The sequence below is a fragment of the Pseudomonas sp. GW456-E7 genome (assembly GCF_059424105.1).
Window position 1 is genome coordinate 113,411 of record NZ_JBWKZB010000007.1, and the last position, 23,784, is coordinate 137,194.

Sequence of the window (23,784 nt, forward strand, 5' to 3'; positions counted from 1 at the left end):
AAAAAACCCGCTGAAATCACTTTCAGCGGGTTTTTCATTTCAGCGGCACGAGAATCAGAAATCCTCCAGCCGCCACACTTCATAAGCCGGCGTCTCGTAGGGGTGGCTCTGCTTCAGAGCCGCCACCACCGGGCGAATCAACTCATCCGCCACCACCAGCTCAACCTTCCATTCCTCGACCTGCTCGACCTGCCCTGCCTCACCAATGAACGGCTGACTGCCGTCCAGTGGACGAAACTGGCCGAGGCCCAACACTTGCCATGCACAGTGGTCGTAAGCACCGATCCGTCCGCCACCGGCAGCGAATACAGCGTCCTTGACCACCTCGACATGACTGTCAGGAACAAAAAAAGCGAGCTTGTACACGGCGCTTAGTTCACCCACACACGAGCATTACGGAACATACGCATCAACGGTGCATCTTCGTTCCAGTCATCCGAACGCCACGAGTTCTGCACGGCGCGGAACACACGCTCCGGGTGCGGCATCATAATGGTCACGCGACCGTCGCGGCTGGTCAAACCGGTGATCCCGCGCGGCGAGCCGTTCGGGTTGGCCGGGTAGCTTTCGGTGACCTTGCCGTGGTTGTCGACGAAACGCATCGCCACGCAACCGGACAGATCGGCTTCCAGCAACGCTTCTTCGCTGGCGAACTCGGCATGACCTTCGCCGTGGGCGATGGCGATCGGCATGCGCGAACCGGCCATGCCCTGCAGGAAGATCGAATTCGACTCCTGGATCTGCACCATGGCAACACGGGCTTCGAACTGCTCGGAACGGTTGCGCACGAAGTGCGGCCAGAACTCGCTGCCCGGGATCAGCTCGTGCAGGTTGGACATCATCTGGCAACCGTTGCACACGCCGAGGGTGAAGCTGTCGTTGCGCTCAAAGAAGCCCTGGAACGCATCGCGGGCGCGGCTGTTGAACAGCGCGGATTTCGCCCAGCCTTCACCGGCACCCAATACGTCGCCGTAGGAGAAGCCGCCGCAAGCGACCATGCCCTTGAACTCGTTCAGGTCGACACGGCCGGCCAGGATGTCGCTCATGTGCACGTCGATCGCGTTGAAACCGGCGCGGTCGAACGCCGCCGCCATTTCCACCTGACCGTTGACGCCCTGCTCACGCAGCACGGCAACCTGTGGGCGAATGCCTTTCTTGATGTAAGGCGCGGCGATGTCCTGGTTGATGTCGTAGCTCAGCTTGACGCTCAGGCCAGGGTTGTCTTCTTCCAGCAGCACGTCGAACTCTTGCTCGGCGCAGTCGGCGTTGTCACGCAGGCGCTGGATCTGGTAGCTGGTCTCGGCCCACTGGCGTTGCAGCAGACGACGCTGGCCTTCGAACACGGTGTCGCCGTTGAAGGTGATGCTGATCTCGCCGTTGTTCATCGGCTGACCGATCACCGACACGCAGTCACCCAGGCCAGCTGCGCTGAACTGCGCGAGGATGTCCGGGGTGGCGTCCTGGCGAACCTGGATCACGGCACCCAGTTCTTCGTTGAACAGGATCGCGGCGATGTCGGCGGAGGTTTCCGCCAGACCGTCGAGGTTCAGGCTCAGGCCGCAGTGACCGGCGAAGGCCATTTCAACCACGGAGGTCAACAGACCACCGTCGGAACGGTCGTGGTAAGCCAGCAGGTGACCGTCGGCGTTGAGGCCCTGGATCACGGCGAAGAAGGCCTTCAGGTCTTCGGCGTCGTCGACGTCCGGCGCCTGTTTGCCGAGCTTGCCGTGGACCTGCGCGAGGATCGACGCGCCCATGCGGTTCTGGCCGCGGCCCAGGTCGATCAGGATCAGGTCGGTGGTGCCCTTGTCCATGCGCAGTTGCGGGGTCAGGGTCTGACGGATGTCAGTCACTGGCGCGAAACCGGTCACGATCAGGGACATCGGCGACGTGACGGACTTGTCCACGCCTTCATCGTTCCAGCGCGTGGCCATGGACATCGAGTCCTTGCCCACCGGAATGGTGATGCCCAGCTCAGGGCACAGTTCCATGCCGACCGCTTTCACGGTGTCGTACAGACGCGCGTCTTCGCCCGGGTGACCGGCAGCGGACATCCAGTTCGCCGACAGCTTGATGTCGGAGATCTTGCCGATGCGCGAGGCCGCGATGTTGGTCAGGGTTTCGCCGATGGCCATGCGGCCCGACGCCGGAGCGTCCAGCAGTGCCAGCGGAGTGCGCTCGCCCATGGCCATGGCTTCACCGGTGTAGACGTCGAAGCTGGTGGCGGTGACGGCAACGTCGGCCACCGGCACCTGCCACGGGCCGACCATCTGGTCACGGGCCACGAGGCCGGTGATGGTGCGGTCGCCGATGGTGATCAGGAAGCTCTTGCTGGCCACGGCCGGGTGATGCAGGACGCGCTCGACGCAGTCGGCAATGTTCAGGGTCGACGGATCGAAGTCGTCGCCCAGCTCGGCTTCACGCACCACCGAACGGTGCATGCGCGGTGCCTTGCCCAGCAACACTTCCAGTGGCATGTCCACCGGGCTGTTGCCGAAGTGGCTGTCGGTGACAGTAAGCTGCGGCTCGGCAGTGGCTTCGCCGACCACGGCAAACGGGCAACGCTCACGTTCGCAGATCGCCTTGAAACGCTCGAAATCCGCCGGGCCGACCGCCAGAACGTAGCGTTCCTGGGATTCGTTGGACCAGATTTCGTGCGGGGCCATGCCCGGCTCGTCGTTTGGAATGTTGCGCAGTTCGAAACGGCCACCACGGTCGCCGTCGTTGACCAGTTCCGGGAAGGCGTTGGACAGACCGCCCGCACCCACGTCGTGGATGAAGCTGATCGGGTTCTTGTCGCCCAGTTGCCAGCAACGGTCGATGACTTCCTGGCAGCGACGTTCCATTTCAGGGTTTTCGCGCTGTACCGAAGCGAAGTCCAGGTCCGCCGAGCTGGTGCCGGTGGCCATGGAGGAAGCCGCGCCGCCGCCCAGGCCGATCAGCATCGCCGGGCCACCGAGCACGATCAGCTTGGAGCCAACGAGGATCTCGCCTTTCTTGACGTGTTCTTCGCGGATGTTGCCCATGCCGCCCGCCAGCATGATCGGCTTGTGGTAACCGCGAACTTCGTCACCGTGCGGGGTGCTGATCGACTGTTCGAAGGTACGGAAGTAGCCGGTCAGGGCCGGACGACCGAATTCGTTGTTGAACGCGGCACCGCCCAACGGGCCTTCGATCATGATGTCCAGCGCGGTAACGATGCGCTCAGGCTTGCCGTACGGCACTTCCCACGGCTGTTCGAAGCCTGGGATCTGCAGGTTGGACACGGTGAAACCGGTCAGGCCGGCTTTCGGCTTGGCGCCGCGACCGGTGGCGCCTTCGTCACGGATTTCGCCACCGGAACCGGTGGATGCGCCCGGGAACGGGGCAATCGCGGTCGGGTGGTTGTGGGTCTCGACCTTCATCAGGATGTGCACCGGTTCCTGCACCGCGCCGTACTGGCGGGTTTCAGGGTCCGGGAAGAAGCGACCGGCCACGGAACCGACGATCACTGAAGCGTTGTCCTTATAAGCCGACAGGACACCTTCGCTGTGCATCTGGTAGGTGTTCTTGATCATGCCGAACAGGCTTTTTTCCTGGCTCTGGCCGTCAATGTCCCAACTGGCGTTGAAGATCTTGTGACGGCAGTGCTCGGAGTTCGCCTGGGCGAACATCATCAGTTCGATGTCATGCGGGTTGCGCTTCAAGCCGACGAAAGCGTTGACCAGGTAGTCGATCTCGTCTTCGGCCAGGGCCAGGCCCAGCTCGGTGTTGGCTTTTTCCAGCGCGGCGCGGCCGCCACCCAGCACGTCGATGGCGGTCAGGGGTTTCGGTTCGGCGTGGCTGAACAGGCCGGCGGCCTGTTCGAGGTTGCCCAGGACGATCTGGGTCATGCGGTCGTGCAGACCGTCTGCGATCAACCGGGCTTCAGCGTCGCTGAACTGGCCGGCCACGTAGAACGCGATGCCGCGCTCCAGGCGCTGGATTTTCGCCAGGCCGCAGTTGCGGGCGATGTCGCTGGCCTTGCTCGACCATGGCGAGATGGTGCCGAAACGCGGCAGCACCAGGAACAGACGACCGGTCGGCTCCTGTACCGGAACGCTTGGACCGTACTTCAGGAGGCGCGCAAGCACCTGCTGTTCGTCGCCGGTCAGGACGCCGGTAACTTCGGCGAAGTGAGCGAATTCAGCATACAGGCCGCTGACAGCCGGAACCTTCTGGCTCAGTTGCTCAAGGAGCTTGCTGTGGCGAAAGGCGGAAAGGGCAGGAGCGCCGCGCAGGATCAACATCTTCGGGACAGCCTCGGGAAGGGGTGTGCTTTGAGGCCGTGCATTCTAGCCTAAACCGCCCGCGACATCACCCGAAACGCTACGCACGGTTGCACTCGAGTGTCGATCTGTGTTTCTGCCCCGAAAGTCAGGTTAACCGGGCGTATGACGACAGCTTATTTTTACCGTGACAAAACGCAGACAAGGCCCGTTCCTGCGGGGTTTCGGCCGAATTTGTGATCTCTAGCAGACTCGCCCTTCACTGTCGAGATATGGCGCCCGTGGTCCTTTGCGTATACTGCGCAGATGTTTTTCCCAATGGCTTTGCGTCCGCGGTACGCCAAATGGCTGATCGCAACCGGACTCTTCCTGATGCTCGGTGCCTGTGTTGATAAACCCAACACGCTCGAGCGCGTAAAGGAGGATGGCGTGCTGCGGGTGGTTACCCGAAACAGCCCCGCCACCTACTTTCAGGATCGCAACGGTGAAACCGGCTTCGAATACGAGCTGGTGAAGCGCTTCGCCGACGATCTGGGGGTCGAGCTCAAGATCGAGACCGCCGACAACCTCGATGATCTGTTCAACCAGGTCGGCAAGCCCAACGGCCCGGTCCTGGCGGCTGCCGGCCTGGTCAGCAGCGAAGAACGCAAGAAGCAGGTGCGCTTCTCCCACTCCTATCTGGAAGTCACCCCGCAGGTCATCTACCGCAACGGCCAGTCACGGCCGACCGACGCCAAGGATCTGGTGGGCAAGAAGATCATGGTGCTCAAGGGCAGCACCCACGCCGAACAATTGGCAAAGCTGAAACAGAAGTTTCCCGGCATCGAATACGAAGAGTCTGACGCAGTCGAGGTCGTCGATCTCCTGCGCATGGTCGACGAAGGTCAGATCGACCTCACGCTCGTCGACTCCAACGAAGTCGCGATGAACCAGGTGTACTTCACCAACATCCGGGTCGCCTTCGACCTCGGTGACGCCAGCAACCAGAGCTGGGCCGTCGGGCTGGGCGAGGACAACAGCCTGCTCAACGAAATCAACGACTACCTCGACAAGGTCAAGAAAAACGGCACCCTGCAACGCCTCAAGGATCGTTACTACGGGCACGTCGACGTTCTCGGCTACATGGGCGCCACCACCTTTGCCCAACACTTGCAGCAACGCCTGCCCAAGTACGAGCAGCACTTCAAGTCGTACGCCAAGAAGGAGAAAGTCGACTGGCGCCTGCTGGCGGCCATCGGCTATCAGGAATCCCTGTGGCAACCGACCGTCACATCCAAGACCGGTGTGCGCGGCCTGATGATGCTGACCCAGAACACCGCGCAGGCCATGGGCGTGTCCAACCGCCTCGATCCGAAACAAAGCATCATGGGCGGCGCCAAGTACCTGGCCTACATAAAGGACCAGCTCGACAATTCGATCCAGGAACCGGACCGTACCTGGTTTGCCCTGGCAGCCTACAACGTCGGCAGCGGCCATCTGGACGACGCGCGCAAACTGGCGGCCAAGGAAGGTTTGAACCCGGACAAATGGCTGGACGTGAAGAAGATCCTGCCGCGCCTGTCCGAGAAGAAGTGGTACAGCAAGACCCGTTACGGCTACGCCCGCGGCGGCGAACCGGTGCATTTCGTGGCGAACATCCGTCGCTACTACGACATCCTGACCTGGGTAACCCAGCCGCAGCTTGAAGGCGACCAGGTCGCCGAGGGCAAACTGCTGGTGCCGGGGATCGACAAGAGCAAACCGGCTCAAGAGCCAGCACCGCTCTGACAGCCACCACCAAACAAATGTGGGAGCGAGCTTGCTCGCGATGAGGCCCTTTCAGTCACATCGATTGTGTCTGTCAGACCGCTATCGCGAGCAAGCTCGCTCCCACAGGGTTTTGCGTTGGGTTTAAGCCTTGGCAGCCGCCGCCAGAATCAGCGCCTTCATCTCCGACACCGCCGACTTGAAGCCAACGAACAACGCATGGGCCACCAGCGCATGCCCGATGTTCAGCTCGTTGATGCCCTTGATCGCCGCCACGGCTTCCACGTTGTGATAATGCAGGCCATGCCCGGCATTGACGATCAACCCCTGGGCCAGGCCGAAGGCCACGCCATCGGCCACACGCTTGAGTTCTTCGGCGACTTCGGTCGGTGTCTCGGCATCGGCATAACGCCCGGTGTGCAGTTCAATGGCCGGGGCGCCAACACGGCGCGAGGCTTCGATCTGACGCTCGTCGGCGTCGATGAACAGCGACACTTCGGAGCCGATCTTCGACAGGCGTTCAACCGCCGCCTTGATCCGCGCTTCCTGCCCCGCCACATCCAGTCCGCCTTCGGTGGTCAGTTCCTGACGGGTTTCCGGCACCAGGCAAATGTGCGCCGGGCGGATGCGTTCGGCGAACTGCATCATTTCTTCGGTGACGCCCATTTCGAAGTTCATGCGGGTTTGCAGCACGTCCTTGAGCACCAGGACGTCGCGTTCCTGAATGTGCCGGCGGTCTTCGCGCAGGTGCACGGTGATGCCGTCAGCGCCCGCCTCTTCCGCGTCCAGCGCTGCCTTGACCGGGTCCGGATAACGGGTGCCCCGGGCCTGACGCAGGGTGGCAACGTGGTCGATGTTCACGCCAAGAAGAATACGGGTGCTGGTGGTCACGGAAAGCGCTCCAGAAGAAGAGAAAGTTCGGTGCACAGCATACGGTGTGATCAGGGCTTGCGAAACAGCTCGCGACTGACAAGTGGACGGCCGCCCAGGTGAACGGCCAACGCCTGGCGCATCAAGCGCTTGGCGGCAGACAGAGCGCCAGGGGCAGACCAGTCGGCCTCAGCCATGGCCAGCAGTTCGGTGCCGTTGAACAGACCCGGTTGCAGCAGGTAGACCCGCTCCAGCCCGGCATCCACTTGCAAACGGTAGAGGCCGTCCGGTGCGATGGGCTGATCGTGAATATCAGTCGTCAGGGAAAACCCGTAGCCGAGGTCATCGAGCAAGCGCCATTCGAAGGAGCGCAGCAAGGGCTCCAGGGGTCGACCTTCGGCCAGGGCCAGCAAGGTGGCGGCGTAATGATCGAACACCGAGGGGAGCGGATCTTCAGCGGGCAGCAGGCGAATCAGCAGCTCATTGAGGTAAAGACCGCTGAACAGCGCCTCGCCATTGAGCCAGGTGGAAACACCGGCACTTTCCATGCGCCCGACGTTCTTCAACTCGCCCTTGCCCCGGAACTCGACTTCCAATGGCACGAACGGCCGCGCCAGCGTCCCGGCCTTGCCCCGCGCACTGCGCAACACCGCCCGCAGCCGGCCTTGCGGCGTCAGGAAATCCACCAGCGCGCTGTTTTCACGGTAGGCGCGGGAGTGCAGGACGTAGGCGGGTTGGCCGATTGGCGGGGTTGAGGACATGGCAATCAGAATTCTCAAGATGGGAACACGATCTTACAAACACCCCAAAACCAATGTGGGAGCGAGCTTGCTCGCGATTGCGGTCTGTCAGTCAACATTGATGTTGAATTTCAGGCCCTCATCGCGAGCAAGCTCGCTCCCACAGGGTTTCACTGGTGTATCAGGAACCGAGTCTTACAGGTCGCCATAACCCAGCGAACGCAACGCACGCTCGTCATCGGACCAGCCGCCCTTAACCTTGACCCACAGGTTGAGCATGATCTTGGAGTCGAACAGCAGCTCCATGTCTTTGCGCGCTTCGGTGCCGATACGCTTGATGCGCTCGCCCTTGTCGCCAATGATGATTTTCTTCTGGCCATCGCGCTCGACGAGGATCAAGGCATGGATGTGCAGGGTCTTGCCCTGCTGCTTGAACTCTTCGATCTCGACGGTGATCTGGTATGGCAACTCGGCGCCCATCTGGCGCATGATTTTCTCGCGCACAAGCTCGGCGGCGAGGAAACGGCTGCTGCGGTCGGTGATCTGGTCTTCCGGGAAGAAGTGATCGTTTTCCGGCAAATGCTCGGCAATCACCCGCTCCAGTGCATCGAGGTTGTGCCCGTGCTGCGCGGAAATCGGGATGATCTGCGCATTCGGCAGCTGCTCCTGCAACCAGCTCAGGTGCGGCATCAGCTCGGCCTTGTCTTCGATGCGATCGGTCTTGTTCAACGCCACGATCAGCGGACCGGTCACGTACTGGACGCGCTCGAGCACCATCTGGTCCTCTTCGGTCCACTTGGTGCGGTCGACCACGAAGATCACCACGTCGACGTCTTTCAACGCCGCCGAAGCGGTCTTGTTCATGTAGCGGTTCAGGGCCTTCTCGCCACCCTTGTGCATACCGGGGGTGTCGACGTAGATCGCCTGCACGTCACCCTCGGTCTTGATACCGAGCATGTTGTGGCGGGTGGTTTGCGGCTTGCGCGAGGTGATCGCCAGCTTCTGACCCAGGATGTGGTTCAGCAGCGTGGACTTGCCCACGTTCGGACGGCCGACGATGGCAACATAGCCACAGCGCGTTGCGTTTGTATCAGTCATTGCCATTCTCCACACCCAGGGCAATCAGTGCTGCGGCGGCCGCTACCTGTTCGGCAATACGACGGCTCACACCCTGACCTCGGCTTTTTTCATTCAGTAAGATGATTTCGCATTCGACGAAGAACGTCCGGCAATGCGGCTCACCCTGGATATCCACCACTTCGTAACGCGGCAGCTCACAACCACGGGACTGCAGGAACTCTTGCAGGCGGGTCTTCGGATCTTTGTTGGTGTCGACCAGCGTCAGGCCTTCAAACTCTCCGGCCAGCCAGGCGAGCACACGCTCGCGGGCCACTTCCATGCCGGCATCGAGGTAGATCGCACCGATCAACGCTTCCAGGGCATCGGCCAGAATCGACTCGCGACGGAAACCGCCGCTCTTCAGCTCGCCCGAGCCCAGGCGCAGGTACTCGCCCAGATCGAAACCACGGGCCAATACGGCCAGGGTCTCACCTTTCACCAGGCGCGCGCGCAAACGCGACAACTGGCCTTCGCGGGCCAGCGGGAAACGCTCGAACAACGCCTCGCCGGCGACGAAGTTGAGGATGGCGTCACCGAGGAATTCCAGGCGTTCGTTGTTACGCCCGGCAAAACTGCGGTGGGTCAGGGCCAGGACCATCAGTTCCTGATCCTTGAAGGTGTAGCCGAGCTGACGCTCTAGACGGCTTAAGGAGACGCTCACGGTTTACCCACGCTGAGTTCGTGGTTCGATTGCACTGCCATCGCCGTGAGGCGGCGCAGGCTTGGGACAATTAACGCTGTGTTCAAAAATAACGTCCTGAATATCATTGGCTTCATGCTTTTTCCGTCACCTTCTTCAGGTTCCAGAAATGCATTCGGCGCTGTGTTCAACAGCGCCGTGTTTGATTACTTGATCAGGCCAACCCGCGAGAAATTCGGCAGGTGACTGAGTTTGGGTTCCGGCCAGCTCATCCAGACCGCGAAGGCCTTGCCGACGATATTCTTGTCGGGAACCATGCCCAGCAGATCCTTGGGAATGCTCGGATCATCCCAGTAGCGACTGTCGTTCGAGTTGTCGCGGTTGTCGCCCATCATGAAGTAGTGCCCGGCCGGCACGGTCCACGAATGGTCCGGCATGGCGCGGTAGCGACTCATCTCTTTACGGATCATGTGCTCGGCGGCGCCGAGTTTTTCCTTGTAGAGTTCGGCGCTGCCCAGCGTGCCCGGCTCGGAGCCGACCAGTTGCTCGGCAATCGATTGACCATTGACGAACAGACGCTTGTCGGCGGTGTAGCGAACCGTGTCGCCCGGCAAGCCAACCACACGCTTGATGTAGTTGACGTTCGGATCGCTCGGGTAGCGAAATACCATCACATCGCCGCGCTGCGGATCACCGACTTCGATGACTTTCTTGTCGATCACCGGCAAGCGGATCCCGTAGGAAAACTTGCTCACCAGTATGAAGTCGCCGACATCCAGGGTTGGCTTCATCGAACCGGAAGGAATCTGGAACGGTTCCACCAGGAACGAACGCAGCACCAGCACGATGAACAACACCGGGAAGAACGACTTGCCGTATTCGACCAGCAGCGGCTCTTTGTTCAGCTGCTCGACCACGACCATGTCAGGCTGGCTGACGCTGCCCTGATAGGAAGCGATGGCGGCACGCCGACGCGGGGCCAGGATCAACAGATCGAGCAACGCCAACAGGCCGCAGACAAATACGGCGATGACCAGCAACAGCGGGAAATTTAGTGACATAGGACCTAACTATCCAACCTGAGCACTGCAAGGAAGGCTTCCTGTGGAATTTCCACGTTGCCGACCTGCTTCATGCGTTTCTTACCGGCCTTTTGCTTTTCCAGCAGCTTTTTCTTACGGCTGACGTCACCACCGTAGCATTTGGCCAATACGTTCTTTCTGAGCGCCTTGACGGTTGTCCGCGCCACAATCTGCCCGCCAATGGCGGCCTGGATTGCCACGTCGAACATCTGCCGAGGAATCAGATCCTTCATCTTCTCGGTCAGCTGGCGACCTTTGTAGTGCGAATTGTCACGGTGCACGATCAGCGCCAGGGCGTCGACCTTGTCACCGTTGATCAGCACGTCCAGTTTCACCAGGCTGGCCGATTGGTAACGATCGAAATGGTAGTCCAGAGAAGCATAGCCGCGACTGGTGGATTTCAGGCGATCGAAGAAGTCCAGCACCACTTCGTTCATCGGCAAGTCGTAGGTCACTTGTACCTGAGAGCCGAGGAACAGCATGTCGACCTGTACACCGCGCTTTTCGATGCACAGGGTAATGACGTTGCCCAGGTGCTCTTGCGGCACAAGAATATTGGCGCGCACGATCGGCTCGCGCATGTCTTCGATGGCGGACAGGTCCGGCAGCTTCGACGGGTTATCGACGTAGATCGTCTCACCGGTCTTGAGCAGCAGCTCGAAGATTACCGTCGGCGCCGTGGTGATCAGGTCCAGGTTGTACTCGCGCTCCAGGCGCTCCTGGATGATTTCCATGTGCAGCATGCCGAGGAAACCGCAACGGAAGCCGAAGCCCAGTGCATCGGAGCTTTCCGGCGTGTATTGCAGCGACGAATCGTTGAGGGTGAGCTTTTGCAGCGCCTCGCGGAAGTCTTCGAAGTCGTCGGAGCTGACCGGGAACAGGCCGGCGTACACCTGCGGCTGAATGCGCTTGAAGCCTGGCAGCACGTCGACGTCCGGCGTCGAGCTCAAGGTCAGGGTATCGCCCACTGGCGCACCGTGAATGTCCTTGATGCTGGCGATGATGAAGCCCACTTCGCCGGCCTTCAGGTCAACGGTCGGGGTGTGTTTCGGGTTGAATACACCGACGCTGTCCACCAGGTGGATCTTGCCGGTGGACTTGACCAGGATCTTGTCGCCCTTCTTCACGCGGCCGTGGCGCACGCGCACCAGGGAGACAACGCCCAGGTAGTTGTCGAACCAGGAGTCGATGATCAACGCTTGCAGCGGATCTTCGATGTTGCCGGTCGGCGCCGGAATGGTGGTCACCAGGCGCTCGAGCACTTCATCGACGCCCAGACCGGTCTTGGCAGAGCAAGTGACTGCGTCGGTGGCATCGATGCCGATGATTTTTTCGATTTCTTCCTTGACGCGCTCAGGATCGGCCTGCGGCAGGTCGATCTTGTTCAGCACCGGCATCACTTCCAGGCCCTGCTCGATCGCCGTGTAGCAGTTGGCAACCGACTGCGCTTCAACGCCTTGACCGGCGTCGACCACCAGCAGCGCACCTTCACAGGCCGCCAGCGAACGGCTGACTTCGTAGGTGAAGTCGACGTGGCCAGGGGTGTCAATGAAGTTCAGCTGGTAGTTGATACCGTCTTTGGCTTTGTAATACAGAGTAACGCTGTGCGCCTTGATGGTGATCCCGCGCTCGCGCTCGAGGTCCATGGAGTCCAGGACCTGGGCTTCCATTTCGCGCTCGGCCAGGCCGCCACACATCTGGATGAAGCGATCGGCCAGCGTCGACTTGCCATGGTCAATGTGGGCGATGATGGAGAAATTGCGGATATGACTCAAATCACTCACGGATCAACACTCAAAAAGGCTGCAGGCATAGCCCGCCGAAAAATAGCCGGGAATTGTACCTGATCCACGGCACTAGCGTCACGTTCGCAGGTCAGACGGCACCTACAAAAACGCCCCGGTCTTGCGACAAGGGCGTTTTTGATCATCAAAGCGCTCGGAAAAAGCCCGCCATCAACCGGCCCGGCGCAACAGCCAGAGCCCGGCCACGGCACAAATACCCGCCGGCACCAGCACCGAAAGCAAGGGTGGGAAGCCGAACACCTGGCTCGAAGGGCCCAGCAAATCCTGAACGATGCGGAAGGTGAAGCCCACCAGCACGCCGGTGAACACCCGTTGACCCAGGGTCACCGAACGCAGCGGACCAAAGATGAAGGAAATCGCCATCAGCACCAGGGCGGCAGTCACCAGCGGCTGCAACACCTTGACCCAAAATGCCAGCCAGTAACGGCTGTTGTTCAACCCCTGGTCCGCCAGGTAGTGGATATAACCCCACAGACCGCTGATCGACAGCGACTCTGGCACCATGACCACAGTGCTCAGCAATTGCGGACTCAAGGCCACGTTCCAACGCTCGACCGGGGTCGACACCACTTCAGTGCTGCGCTCGTGGAACACCGTGGTCGTGACGTCCGTCAACTGCCAGTGATCCGTGTCGAACTCGGCACGCTTGGCGAAACTCGCCGACAGCATGTGCCGTTCGCTGTCGATACGATAGCGGGTCACGCCGTACAGGATGCCGTTAGGCTGCACCGAGTTGACGTGAATGAACTCATCGCCCTGGCGGTGCCACAAACCGTGCTTGGCGCTTTGTGCATCGCCGCTGCCCTGGGCCAGCGAGCGATTGGCCTGCGCGGCGGTTTCAGCGGGCGGAGCGACGTACTCGCCAATCAGCAAGCCAGCCAGCATCAACACCAGCATCGGCTTCATGACCGCCCAGACGATCCGGCCGATCGACACACCGGCGGCGCGCATGATCGTCAATTCACTGTTGCTGGCCAGAGTGCCCAGGCCGATCAGGCAACCGATCAGCGCGGCCATCGGCAGCATTTCGTACATCCGGCGCGGTGCCGTCAGCGTCACATAGCTCAACACATCGACCAGGGTGTAGGTATCGCTGACTTCACCCATCTCGTCGATGAAGGCAAACAGCGTCGCCAGACCAAGAATGATCCCGAGCACCGCGAGAATCGCCATGAACACGCTGCTACCAATGTAGCGATCCAGCTTAACCACGGGCCACCTCCAGCGCACTGCGGCGACTCGCCCGCTTCAAGCGCAAAGGCTCCCAATAAAGCAGGCCCAGGCCAATGGTCAGGAAAATCCCGTGCACCCACCACAAGCCCACCACTGCGGGGATCTTGCCTTTATCAAGGGCACCGCGGGCGGCAATCAGAATGCTCAGGTAAGCCATATAAAGAAGAATCGCCGGCAATAATTTGAGGAATCGGCCCTGACGCGGGTTGACCCGCGCCAGCGGCACCGCCATCAAGGTCACGATGAACACCAGCAATGGCAGCGAGATGCGCCATTGCAATTCGGCGCGCATGCGAATGTCTTCACTGCCGATCAGCGTACTGGTCGGCATCGCGTCGCGGTCGGTGACTTCGTCGCTGACTTCCGGTTTTGGCAGCAATACACCGTACTCGTCGTACTTGATCGCCCGGTAGTCGGCCTGACCCGGACTACCGTCATAGCGATAGCCGTTATCCAGGATCAGGTAGCGGTTGCCGTCCGGGCGAATTTCCTGACGCCCCTTTTCCGCCACCAGCACAGAAATTCCGCGATCCTTGTTGTTGGAACTGATGTTCTTCTGCGAGATGAACACACCACCCAGATTCACGCGATCATCCGACATGCGCTCGGTATAGGTGACCCGGGTACCGTCACGCAGGGACTGGAAGCGCCCCGGCTCCAGGGTATCGAATTCGGTAAGGGCATCCTGCTTGTTCAGCAGCAACTGAAACTGATTGGCCCCCTGTGGCGCCAGGCTCAGGCTCAGCCACGCGACGACGAGTGCAACCAGGGTGGCCGGAAACATCGTCATCCAGACCAGCCGCTGCTGGCTCATGCCGGTGGCCGAGAGCACGGTCATTTCGCTTTCGAGGTACATCCGCCCGTAGGACAACAGGATCCCGAGAAACAGCCCCAGCGGCAGGATCAGCTGGAGGAACCCCGGCATGCGAAAGCCCATGATCAGGAACAGCGAGCCCGGATCCAGCAGGCCCGAGGCGGCCTGGGCGAGGTATTTGATGAAGCGACCGCTCATGATGATGACCAGCAGCACGGCGCTGACGGCGCTCAAGGTCAACAGGACTTCGCGGGACAGATAACGGAAGACGATCAAACCAGACACTCCAGGGTTGTCAGGCTAAGGCGGCCAAACAAACAAACGTATCGGACAGCCCGCAAGACAGAGCCGCCGAAAAAAAGATGGCGCATTATCCTGTGATTGGGTGCGCCTGTCACTGCGCAATGCATAGGGCAGGTGTAGGAGCGAGCTGGCTCGCGATGGTCGTCAATGATAACGCGGGGAGCCTGAAGCCCCGCGGTGGTCTCGGGTTCATCGCGAGCAAGCTCGCTCCTGCAACAGGGCCGTCAATTCCATGAAGATCGTACAACCGAGGGTTGTCAGCCGCCGGTAGCGAGGTTCAAACTGCGGCCTTTGTCGCCGGTCGATCCTGGCGCCTTTCTTTTATAAGCAATCGACGCACATAAGGTGTCGGGCGCATGCGTGATAACCATCAATTCAGGGACCCGGACATGGAACTGGTTGTAAAAAGCGTCAACCCGGAAACGTTGAAGACCGCCACTCTCGTGGTCTCCGTCGGCGAAGGCCGCAAGCTCGGTGCCGTTGCCAAACAACTCGACGAACTGAGCGGCGGCGCGATCAGCGCAGTGCTCAAGCGCGGCGACCTGGCCGGCAAGGTTGGCCAGAGCCTGTTGCTGCACAGCCTGCCGAACCTCAAGGCCGAACGTGTGCTGCTGGTGGGCATTGGCAAGGACGACGAGCTGGGTGACCGCCCGTTCCGCAAAATCATCGCCGGCATTCTCAATACCCTGAAGGGCCTGGGCGGCAGCGACGCGGTACTGGCCCTCGACGAAGTCGTGGTCAAGGGCCGCGACAGCTATGGCAAGACGCGCCTGCTGGCCGAAACCCTGGTGGACGGCGAGTACAGCTTCGAGCAGTTCAAGAGCCAGAAAGCCGAACCCCGCGCCCTGAAGAAAATCACCCTGCTGACCATCAAGGCGGCCCAGGCTGAAGTGCAGCGCGCCGTGACCCACGCCACTGCCATCGCCAACGGCATGGCCTTCACCCGTAACCTGGGCAACCTGCCGCCGAACATCTGCCATCCGACTTTCCTCGGTGAGCAGGCGAAAGACCTCGGCAAGGAATTCAAGGATCTGAAAGTCGAAGTCCTCGACGAGAAGAAGATCAAGGCCCTGGGCATGGGTTCGTTCTACGCCGTAGGCCAGGGCAGCGCCCAGCCGCCACGCCTGATCGTCATGCAATACAACGGCGGCAAGAAATCCGAGAAGCCGTATGCGCTGGTCGGCAAAGGCATCACCTTCGACACCGGCGGCATCAGCCTCAAGCCAGGCGCCGGCATGGATGAAATGAAGTACGACATGGGCGGTGCCGCCAGCGTGTTCGGCACCCTGCGTGCCGTGCTGGAACTGAAGCTGCCGATCAACCTGGTGTGCATCCTGGCCTGTGCCGAGAACATGCCGAGCGGCAACGCTTCGCGCCCTGGCGACATTGTCACCACCATGAGCGGCCAGACCGTGGAAATCCTCAACACCGACGCCGAAGGCCGTCTGGTGCTGTGCGACGCCCTGACCTACTCCGAGCGCTTCAAGCCGCAAGCGGTCATCGACATCGCGACCCTGACCGGTGCCTGCGTGGTCGCCCTGGGTTCCCACACGTCGGGCCTGCTGGGCAACAACGACGAACTGATCGGCCAACTGCTGAGCGCCGGCAAGGCTGCCGACGACCGCGCCTGGCAACTGCCGCTGTTCGATGAGTACCAGGAACAGCTGGACAGCCCGTTCGCCGACATTGCCAACATTGGCGGCCCGAAAGCCGGCACCATCACCGCCGCCTGCTTCCTGTCGCGCTTCACCAAGAACCTGAACTGGGCGCACCTGGACATCGCCGGCACCGCCTGGACCAGCGGCGGCAAGGACAAGGGCGCCACTGGCCGTCCGGTTCCATTGCTGACCCAATACCTGCTGGACCGCGCCAAAGCCTGAAACCAATGACCCTGGGGGGCATTGCTTTCGGGCAGTGCCCCCAAGGGATCAGGAACCGCAATGACCAAAGTCGACTTCTATATCCTGCCCAGCGCCGATCCTTCGGCACGCCTGGATTTCGCCTGCAAGCTCACCGAAAAAGCCTGGCGCATGGGTCACCGTGTCTACCTGCATTGCAGTGACGCCGCCCAACGCAACGATCTCGACGCACGTCTCTGGACGTTCAAGGGTGAAAGCTTCGTGCCCCACGGCCCCGCCGAAAACGAACCGGATGGCTTGATTGTCCTGGGTCTGGGTGACGATTGCGGTCAGCATCAGGACTTGCTGGTCAATCTCGACCTGAAAGTCCCGGCCTTCGCCCAGCGTTTCGCCCGCGTGGCGGAAGTGGTGGTGGAAGACCCGACGATTCGCCAGGCCGCGCGGGAGAGTTTCCGTTTCTACCGCGAACAGGGCTATCCTCTGCAAGATCACCGTTTACAGCGACTCTGAGCCTTCCAATGGACACTCCAAAACCGCTGCAACAGTCCGCGCACCTGCTGGACGACCTTGAGTCGATCCGCCAATTGCTCGGCGATGACAACCTGCAACCGCCCCTGCTGACCGACACGGTCGAGGAAGGCGATCAGGAACAGATTCCCATGTTGTTCGACGCGGTCAGCGAGCCTTCGCCGCCCGTCGAACCGACAGCCCCCGCCCCGATCGTTGAACCGGTCATCGCGGCTGCGCCGGCGCCTGCCGCCAGCAAGAACCCGGATGACCTGTTGCACCTGGACAGCGAACTGCGTGCCGCCGCGCAGTTGATCATGCAAGACGTGATCGACGATTTCGCCCCGCACATCGAGACCGAAATCAAGCGCCGCCTCAGTGCACGACTGGAGCGGTTGTTGAGCCAGTACAACGATTGAACAACTTGCGGTGAGGGCTCTTCTGTGGGAGCGAGCTTGCTCGCGATGAGTGCGTCATATTCAACATTGATGTGTCTGTTCGACCGCTATCGCGAGCAAGCTCGCTCCCACAAAAAGGCCCCTGCAACAGGTTGAATCTTCAGGTGCTGAGATATCGCCCAATCAACGCAATCCCACTGGCCAGCACCAGCCACGTCACCAGACGCACGAACGCCTCGCGAGACATCCGCATAGTCAGGCGCCGCCCGACCCACAACCCCAGCGCCATCGCCGGCAACAGACACACCGCCAGCACCAGCAACGGCAAATCGGCATACACCCCGGCAATAGCAAACAGACTCAAACGCACCACCGTACTACAACTGATCAGCGCACTCTGGGTCGCCCTTGCCGCCTCCTTGGGCAAGCGGCTGTTCAGATAGATCGCATAGAGAAAGCCGCCGCTGCCAAACAACGCGCCAAACATCCCGCCCACCGTCCCCATCGGCAGAGCCCACACGGCAGACAACTGCGTCGGGCGGGTTTTGACCCACAGGCTGTAGATCGCATAGGCACTGATAAACAGCCCCATCAACAGCAGCAACAGATCGGACTTGAGGTTCAGCAGGAAAATCACCCCCAGCGTGCAGCCCACCGCCATGCAGGGCAACAGCCGCAACAGCTCCGGCCGGGCGACATCACGCCGCGAAGGCAACAGGTTGCCGAATGCCGCGACAAAATCGAGCAGCACCAGCAACGGCACGATCTTCGAGAGCGGCATGAACAGAATCAGAATCGGCCCGGCGATCAACGCCGTACCAAACCCGGCGATGCCGAACACAATGTAGGCCAGGGCGATGCCCGCGCCGATGACCAGCCAGTCCATGGCGCTGAAAGGCCATTGGTTCAACAACGTCAATACGCTCATTGCAGCGTTCCTCTACTTTAAGTTCGCTGACTTTAGCCATCGCTGAGCGTTGCGACTAATATCATCAAAGTCACTAACCCATCTCAAAAAGGCATGCCTTGTGCTTTCAACCCGGCAACTGCGTTACTTCGTTGAAATCGCTGAATGCGGCAGCTTCGGCGCCGCAGCCGAGCGCCTGTTCATCGCCCAATCGGCCCTGAGCCGGCAAATCAAGGACATGGAAGTCCACCTGCAAACCCCACTTTTCGAACGTACTGCGCGGCGGCCCCAGCTCACTCCAGCGGGTGAGGCTTTCTTACCCCGCGCCAAAAACCTGTTGAGCGAGCTGATCAAAGCCAGCGAGACGGCCACCAGGATCGGCAAAGGTCAGCACGGCACCTTACGTTTGAGCCATTCCAGCACTGTGCCCATGAGCGGCCGACTGCTGCGCAGCGTCGGCCGTTATCTCGAACATCATCCCGGCGTGTCCATGGACATCGCTCAGTTGTCTTCCGAGGCGCAGCTGCAAGAGTTGGCGGACGGCCGACTGGACATCGGCCTATTGCGCCTGCCAGTGCTCCGTCAGTGTGAAGAGGTGCAAATCGACCCGCTGTACGACGAACCTTTGCTGGTGGCAGTCCCGCCCGATCACTGGCTGGCCGGGGACAGATCCGGGCGGAAGATCAACCTGGAGCAGCTACGCGACGAAGCGTTTATTTCCATCCCTCATCCCCAGCGAGGCGGTCTTAGCTACCTGTCTGCCGAGTTGTGCATGCGCCAAGGCTTCTTTCCCAAGGCAGCTCGCGTAATTTCGCGTAAAACCACGCAACTGCAACTGATCCAGGCGGGATTTGGTATCGCCCTCTTGCCGGAATCGATGCAAGACATTGCGCCGCCCAACGTTCATTTCCTGCCTTTGGCAGACCCCGGCAGCCTTAGCTGCGTCGCTCTGGCGTACCGCAAACACCCCACAGCACTGGTTCAACAGTTCCTCGAGCATTTGGTCATATAGGGGTCGTGCATTCACTTGAAGAATGCCTTTAAACTGCGCCCCATGATTAAAGATCCCTTTGCAAGACTCGGCCTGGACCGCGAAGTCCTGACCGTCAGCCAGCTCAACGGCCGCGCGCGGGTGTTGCTCGAAGACGTGTTCAGCAACATCTGGGTAGAGGGCGAGATCTCCAACCTCGCCCGCCCGGCGTCCGGCCACGTGTATTTCACCCTCAAGGACAGCGGCGCCCAAGTGCGTTGCGCGCTGTTCCGGCAGAACGCGGCACGGGTTCGCCAGGCCTTGAAGGACGGGCTGGCGGTCAAGGTGCGTGGCAAGGTCTCGTTGTTCGAGGGGCGTGGTGACTATCAACTGATCCTCGACACCGTGGAGCCGGCCGGCGATGGCGCCTTGCGCCTGGCCTTCGATGCACTCAAGGAAAAGCTCAGCGCCGAAGGCCTGTTCAGTGCCGAGCGCAAGGTCCCGCTACCGGCGCATCCGCAACGCATCGGCATCATCAGTTCGCCCACCGGGGCGGTGATCCGCGACATCATCAGCGTGTTCCGTCGTCGCGCACCGCAGGTGCAGTTGACGCTGATCCCCACCGCCGTACAGGGCCGCGAAGCCACCGCGCAGATTGTCCGCGCGCTGAAACTGGCGGATGCCCGGGGTTTCGACGCCCTGATCCTGGCCCGGGGCGGCGGCTCGCTGGAAGACCTCTGGTGTTTCAACGAAGAAGCCGTGGCCCGCGCCGTGGACGCTTGCGTGACACCGATTGTCAGCGCGGTCGGCCATGAAACCGACGTGTCGATCAGCGACTTCGTGGCCGATGTTCGCGCGCCCACCCCTTCCGCTGCCGCCGAATTGCTGGCTCCGGACTCCAGTGACCTGGTGCGTCGGGTCGAGAGCCTGCACCGCCGGCTGGTGATGCGCATGCGTGACCGCTTGATGCGCGACCGCCTGCGCCTGGAAGGTATCTCTCGCCGCCTGCGCCATCCCGGCGAGCGCCTGCGCCAACAAGCGCAACGCCTGGATGACCTGGACATGCGCATGCGCCGCGCGTTCGAGCGTAGCCTCAACACCCGTCGCGAACGCTTGATCCGCCTGGAAACCCGTCTGGCCGCACAACATCCGGGCCGGCAACTGGCAATGCTGCGCCAGCGTCTGGACAGCCTGGCCGAACGCCTGCCCCGCGCCATCCGCGAAGGGTTGAAGAACCGCCGCCTGCAATTGCACAGCCAGATGCAGACCCTGCATGTGGTCAGCCCGTTGGCGACCCTCGGCCGTGGCTACAGCATCTTGCTGGACGAGCGCGGCAATGCGATCCGCAACGCCGCGCAAACCCATACCGGCCAGCGCCTGAAAGCCAAGCTGGGCGAAGGCGAACTGCAAGTTCGGGTCGAAGACAACCACCTGACGCCTGTCACCCTTTCTTTACTGGACTGATCCATGCCGCGTTTCCTGGCTCCATTGCTGTTGCTGCTCCTGACCTTCAACGCCCACGCCGACAGCTACATCACCCGCCTGTTGAACAAACCGGTGCCGGGCGGTGTGGCGGTGGTGGATCTGGGCCCCTCCGCCCAAGCGCCAAAAGCCAGTTATCAAGGCAAACCCGTGCTGGTCGTGAAGGAGCAGAACAACTGGCTGGCCATCGTCGGCGTACCGTTGACGGTCAAGCCGGGAGCCCAATCGATCAGTAGCGGTGGTCGCAATCTGAATTTTACGGTTGGCAACAAGAAATACCCGGAACAGCGCATCACCCTGAAGAACACCCAGCAGGTCAATCCGGACCCGGAAAATCTCAAGCGCATCGAGCGTGAACTGGCCGAGCAGATTGCCGCTTACCGCACGTTCAGCCCCAATACGCCAAGCAACCTGCTGCTGGACAAACCGGTGAACGGGCCGCTGTCGAGCAAGTTTGGCGTGCGGCGTTTCTTCAACGGTGAGGAGCGTAATCCTCATTCGGGTCTGGATTTCGCCGTGGGCGCCGGCACGCCGATCAAGACCCCGGCCGCGGGCAAGGTGATCCTGATCGGCAACTACTTCTTCAATGGCAATACGGTGTTCGTCGACCATGGCCAGGGCTTCATCAGCATGTTCTGCCATATGTCGAAAATCGACGTGAAGGTGGGGCAACAGCTGGCCCGGGGTGGTGTGGTTGGCAAGGTCGGCGCGACCGGCCGGGCGACAGGGCCGCATATGCACTGGAACGTCAGCCTGAACGATGCGCGAGTGGATCCGGCCATTTTCATTGGTGCGTTTCAGCCTTGATTATTGCGTAAGGCAGCTGACGCCATCGCGAGCAAGCTCGCTCCCACATTGGATCTGCGTGAACACGGACACTGTGGGAGCGAGCTTGCTCGCGATGGCAATTTCACAGGCACCGAAAGTCGTCCAGCCATGCCCCACACCAATTGCGCACCGCCTGAACCTCGCGCAAAAAACAAGATCATCGCAACCATTTGAAGCAATAAAATCTCGATAAATACCCGCCCACGAGTATTCCTCTCAATTTTTTTCGACTGCTTGCCATCCTTCACCCCCGCGGTTAGGGTTGAAGGCATGAAAACCTCTCACACCCTCATTCAGCTCCGCCAGCACAGCAGCCTGTGCCTTGTCAGTGCACGACTGCCGGGCTGAATCGTGGTGCCTCGTCCCAAGCGTTAGTCCAAGAACTTTTGATCCACCGGCAGGCCGCCTTTTTTCGGCCCACACAATAAGGATTTCCCGATGAGCATGCTCAAAGACCCGTCTTCGAAATACCGCGCGTTCCCGACCATCGACATTCCGGACCGCACCTGGCCATCGAAAACCATCACCGCCGCACCGATCTGGTGCAGTTCCGACCTGCGCGACGGCAACCAGTCGCTGATCGAGCCGATGGACGCCGTCAAGAAGCTGCGCTTCTGGAAAACCCTGGTGCAGGTCGGCGTGAAGGAAATCGAAGCATCGTTCCCGGCCGCTTCGCAAACCGACTTCGACTTCGTCCGTACCCTGATCGAAGGCAACCACATCCCGGACGACACCACCATCCAGGTGCTGACCCAGGGCCGTGAAGACCTGATTGAGCGCACCTTCGAATCCCTGCGCGGCGCGAAGAAAGCCATCGTTCACCTGTACAACGCAACCTCCCCTTCCTTCCGCCGCATTGTCTTCAACCAGGACAAGGACGGGGTCAAGGCCATTGCCGTGAACGCCGCCAAGCTGTTCGTCAAATACGCAGCCATGCAGCCGGACACCGAGTGGACCTTCGAATACTCGCCAGAGACCTTCAGCGCCACCGAACTGGAGTTCGCCAAGGAAGTCTGTGACGCGGTCATCGAGGTCTGGAACCCGACGCCCGAGCACAAGATGATCCTCAACCTGCCGGCCACCGTCGAATGCGCGACCCCGAACATCTATGCCGACCAGATCGAATGGTTCGGCCGTCACATCAACCGTCGTGACAGCGTGATTATCAGCCTGCACACCCACAACGACCGTGGCACCGGCGTTGCCGCCACCGAACTGGGCCTGATGGCCGGCGCCGACCGTGTCGAAGGCTGCCTGTTCGGCAACGGCGAGCGTACCGGCAACGTCGACCTGGTGACCGTGGCCCTGAACCTCTACACCCAGGGCGTGAACCCTGAACTGGACTTCTCCGACATCGACGGCGTGCGCAAAGTCGTCGAAGAGTGCAACCAGATCCAGGTACACCCGCGTCACCCGTACGTCGGCGACCTGGTGCACACCGCGTTCTCCGGCTCGCACCAGGACGCAATCCGCAAGGGCTTCGCCCAGCAGAAATCCGATGCCTTGTGGGAAGTGCCGTACCTGCCGATCGACCCGGCTGACATCGGCCGCAGCTACGAGGCGGTCATCCGCGTCAACAGCCAGTCGGGCAAGGGTGGCATCGCCTACCTCCTGGAGCAGGAATACGGCATCAGCTTGCCACGTCGCATGCAGATCGAGTTCAGCCAGGTCGTGCAGCGTGAAACCGACCGCCTGGGCCTTGAGATGACTGCCCAGCAAATCCACGCGCTGCTGCACAGCGAGTACTTGCAGGCCAACACCCCGTACGCGCTGGTCAGCCATCGCCTGCAGGAAGAAAACGGTCACAGCTCCGTCGAAGTGGAAGTGGCCAGCAAAGGCCAGGGCGAGACCAACCTGCACTGGCGCGGCAAGGGCAACGGTGCCCTGGAAGCGCTGGTGGCCGGTCTGCCGATCCCGGTGGAGATCATGGACTACAACGAGCACGCCATTGGCGCGGGCACCAATGCCAAGGCCGCGGCCTACATTGAACTGCGCGTGAACGGCGAACGTGCGGTGCATGGCGTCGGCATCGATGAAAACATCACCACCGCCAGCTTCAAGGCCCTGTTCAGTGCGCTGAACCGTTCGCTGAGCCAGCCGGAAGCGAAAGCGGCGTAAGACTTTGCTGCAATGCAAAAGGCCCCGGGGTTTGCACCTCGGGGCCTTTTGTTTGCCTGTCCGTTTTTGTGCTGTTTGTCCTGGCCCCATCGCGAGCAAGCTCGCTCCCACATTGT

19 protein-coding genes are annotated in these 23,784 nt (G+C 61.0%); 8 read left to right on the top strand and 11 right to left on the bottom strand.

Annotated elements, in window-relative coordinates; translation table 11 throughout:
* Positions 1-54 precede the first annotated feature (54 nt).
* Complete coding sequence (locus AC07YV_RS07340; protein ID WP_102699104.1) at positions 55-366, bottom strand: YqfO family protein; 312 nt, start codon at positions 364-366, stop codon at positions 55-57.
* Positions 367-371: 5 nt separating this feature from the next.
* Positions 372-4,268, bottom strand: a complete 3,897-nt coding sequence (gene purL / locus AC07YV_RS07345) for a phosphoribosylformylglycinamidine synthase (RefSeq protein ID WP_102699105.1) — start codon at positions 4,266-4,268, stop codon at positions 372-374.
* A gap of 285 nt (positions 4,269-4,553) precedes the next feature.
* On the opposite strand from purL, the gene mltF reads away from it, so the two are divergent.
* Positions 4,554-6,014, top strand: a complete 1,461-nt coding sequence (gene mltF, locus AC07YV_RS07350; protein WP_102699106.1) for a membrane-bound lytic murein transglycosylase MltF — start codon at positions 4,554-4,556, stop codon at positions 6,012-6,014.
* A gap of 123 nt (positions 6,015-6,137) precedes the next feature.
* On the opposite strand, the gene pdxJ is transcribed toward mltF, so the two are convergent.
* From pdxJ to lptF, 8 genes are all read right to left on the bottom strand, one after another.
* Positions 6,138-6,884 carry a pyridoxine 5'-phosphate synthase gene (gene pdxJ / locus AC07YV_RS07355; RefSeq protein ID WP_007982801.1) on the bottom strand — a complete coding sequence of 249 codons (747 nt, stop codon included), beginning with the start codon at positions 6,882-6,884 and terminating at the stop codon, positions 6,138-6,140.
* 50 nt (positions 6,885-6,934) lie between these two features.
* Positions 6,935-7,624, bottom strand: coding sequence for a DNA repair protein RecO (gene recO / locus AC07YV_RS07360; protein ID WP_102699107.1), 690 nt, complete (start codon positions 7,622-7,624; stop codon positions 6,935-6,937).
* A gap of 174 nt (positions 7,625-7,798) precedes the next feature.
* The gene (era, locus tag AC07YV_RS07365) at positions 7,799-8,701 is read right to left on the bottom strand and encodes a GTPase Era (RefSeq protein ID WP_007973959.1); all 903 of its coding nucleotides are present in this window, start codon (positions 8,699-8,701) and stop codon (positions 7,799-7,801) included.
* On the bottom strand, positions 8,694-9,383 hold the full coding sequence (rnc, locus tag AC07YV_RS07370) for a ribonuclease III (protein WP_007973960.1): 690 nt from the start codon (positions 9,381-9,383) through the stop codon (positions 8,694-8,696). The genes era and rnc overlap by 8 nt, the downstream gene beginning before the upstream one ends.
* 185 nt (positions 9,384-9,568) lie before the next feature.
* Complete coding sequence (gene lepB, locus AC07YV_RS07375; RefSeq protein WP_015093643.1) at positions 9,569-10,423, bottom strand: signal peptidase I; 855 nt, start codon at positions 10,421-10,423, stop codon at positions 9,569-9,571.
* Positions 10,424-10,428: 5 nt separating this feature from the next.
* Positions 10,429-12,228 (bottom strand): translation elongation factor 4, encoded by a 1,800-nt coding sequence (gene lepA, locus AC07YV_RS07380; protein ID WP_007973962.1) that lies wholly within the window; start codon positions 12,226-12,228, stop codon positions 10,429-10,431.
* Positions 12,229-12,399: 171 nt separating this feature from the next.
* Positions 12,400-13,461, bottom strand: a complete 1,062-nt coding sequence (gene lptG, locus AC07YV_RS07385; RefSeq protein ID WP_102699109.1) for an LPS export ABC transporter permease LptG — start codon at positions 13,459-13,461, stop codon at positions 12,400-12,402.
* Positions 13,454-14,572, bottom strand: a complete 1,119-nt coding sequence (lptF, locus tag AC07YV_RS07390; protein ID WP_102699110.1) for an LPS export ABC transporter permease LptF — start codon at positions 14,570-14,572, stop codon at positions 13,454-13,456. Before lptF ends, lptG begins: the two co-directional genes overlap by 8 nt.
* 416 nt (positions 14,573-14,988) lie before the next feature.
* Here lptF and AC07YV_RS07395 point away from each other — a divergent pair, with 416 nt between their 5' ends.
* From AC07YV_RS07395 to AC07YV_RS07405, 3 genes are read left to right on the top strand one after another with little or no spacing between them, the layout of a single operon-like run.
* Positions 14,989-16,479 (top strand): leucyl aminopeptidase, encoded by a 1,491-nt coding sequence (locus AC07YV_RS07395; RefSeq protein ID WP_102699127.1) that lies wholly within the window; start codon positions 14,989-14,991, stop codon positions 16,477-16,479.
* Between the two features lie 60 nt (positions 16,480-16,539).
* Positions 16,540-16,968, top strand: coding sequence for a DNA polymerase III subunit chi (locus AC07YV_RS07400; protein WP_015093639.1), 429 nt, complete (start codon positions 16,540-16,542; stop codon positions 16,966-16,968).
* An 8-nt stretch (positions 16,969-16,976) separates the two neighbouring features.
* On the top strand, positions 16,977-17,384 hold the full coding sequence (locus AC07YV_RS07405) for a DNA polymerase III subunit chi (protein WP_102699111.1): 408 nt from the start codon (positions 16,977-16,979) through the stop codon (positions 17,382-17,384).
* 139 nt (positions 17,385-17,523) lie between these two features.
* On the opposite strand, the gene AC07YV_RS07410 is transcribed toward AC07YV_RS07405, so the two are convergent.
* Complete coding sequence (locus tag AC07YV_RS07410; RefSeq protein WP_102699112.1) at positions 17,524-18,291, bottom strand: sulfite exporter TauE/SafE family protein; 768 nt, start codon at positions 18,289-18,291, stop codon at positions 17,524-17,526.
* 100 nt (positions 18,292-18,391) lie between these two features.
* On the opposite strand from AC07YV_RS07410, the gene AC07YV_RS07415 reads away from it, so the two are divergent.
* From AC07YV_RS07415 to leuA, 4 genes are all read left to right on the top strand, one after another.
* Positions 18,392-19,282: a LysR family transcriptional regulator gene (locus AC07YV_RS07415; protein WP_102699113.1), complete on the top strand. Its 891-nt coding sequence runs from the start codon at positions 18,392-18,394 to the stop codon at positions 19,280-19,282.
* Between the two features lie 42 nt (positions 19,283-19,324).
* The gene (gene xseA, locus AC07YV_RS07420) at positions 19,325-20,704 is read left to right on the top strand and encodes an exodeoxyribonuclease VII large subunit (protein ID WP_008053235.1); all 1,380 of its coding nucleotides are present in this window, start codon (positions 19,325-19,327) and stop codon (positions 20,702-20,704) included.
* Positions 20,705-20,707: 3 nt separating this feature from the next.
* Positions 20,708-21,529 carry a M23 family metallopeptidase gene (locus AC07YV_RS07425; protein ID WP_102699114.1) on the top strand — a complete coding sequence of 274 codons (822 nt, stop codon included), beginning with the start codon at positions 20,708-20,710 and terminating at the stop codon, positions 21,527-21,529.
* 459 nt (positions 21,530-21,988) lie between these two features.
* The gene (leuA, locus tag AC07YV_RS07430) at positions 21,989-23,668 is read left to right on the top strand and encodes a 2-isopropylmalate synthase (protein ID WP_102699116.1); all 1,680 of its coding nucleotides are present in this window, start codon (positions 21,989-21,991) and stop codon (positions 23,666-23,668) included.
* Positions 23,669-23,784: the final 116 nt, after the last annotated feature.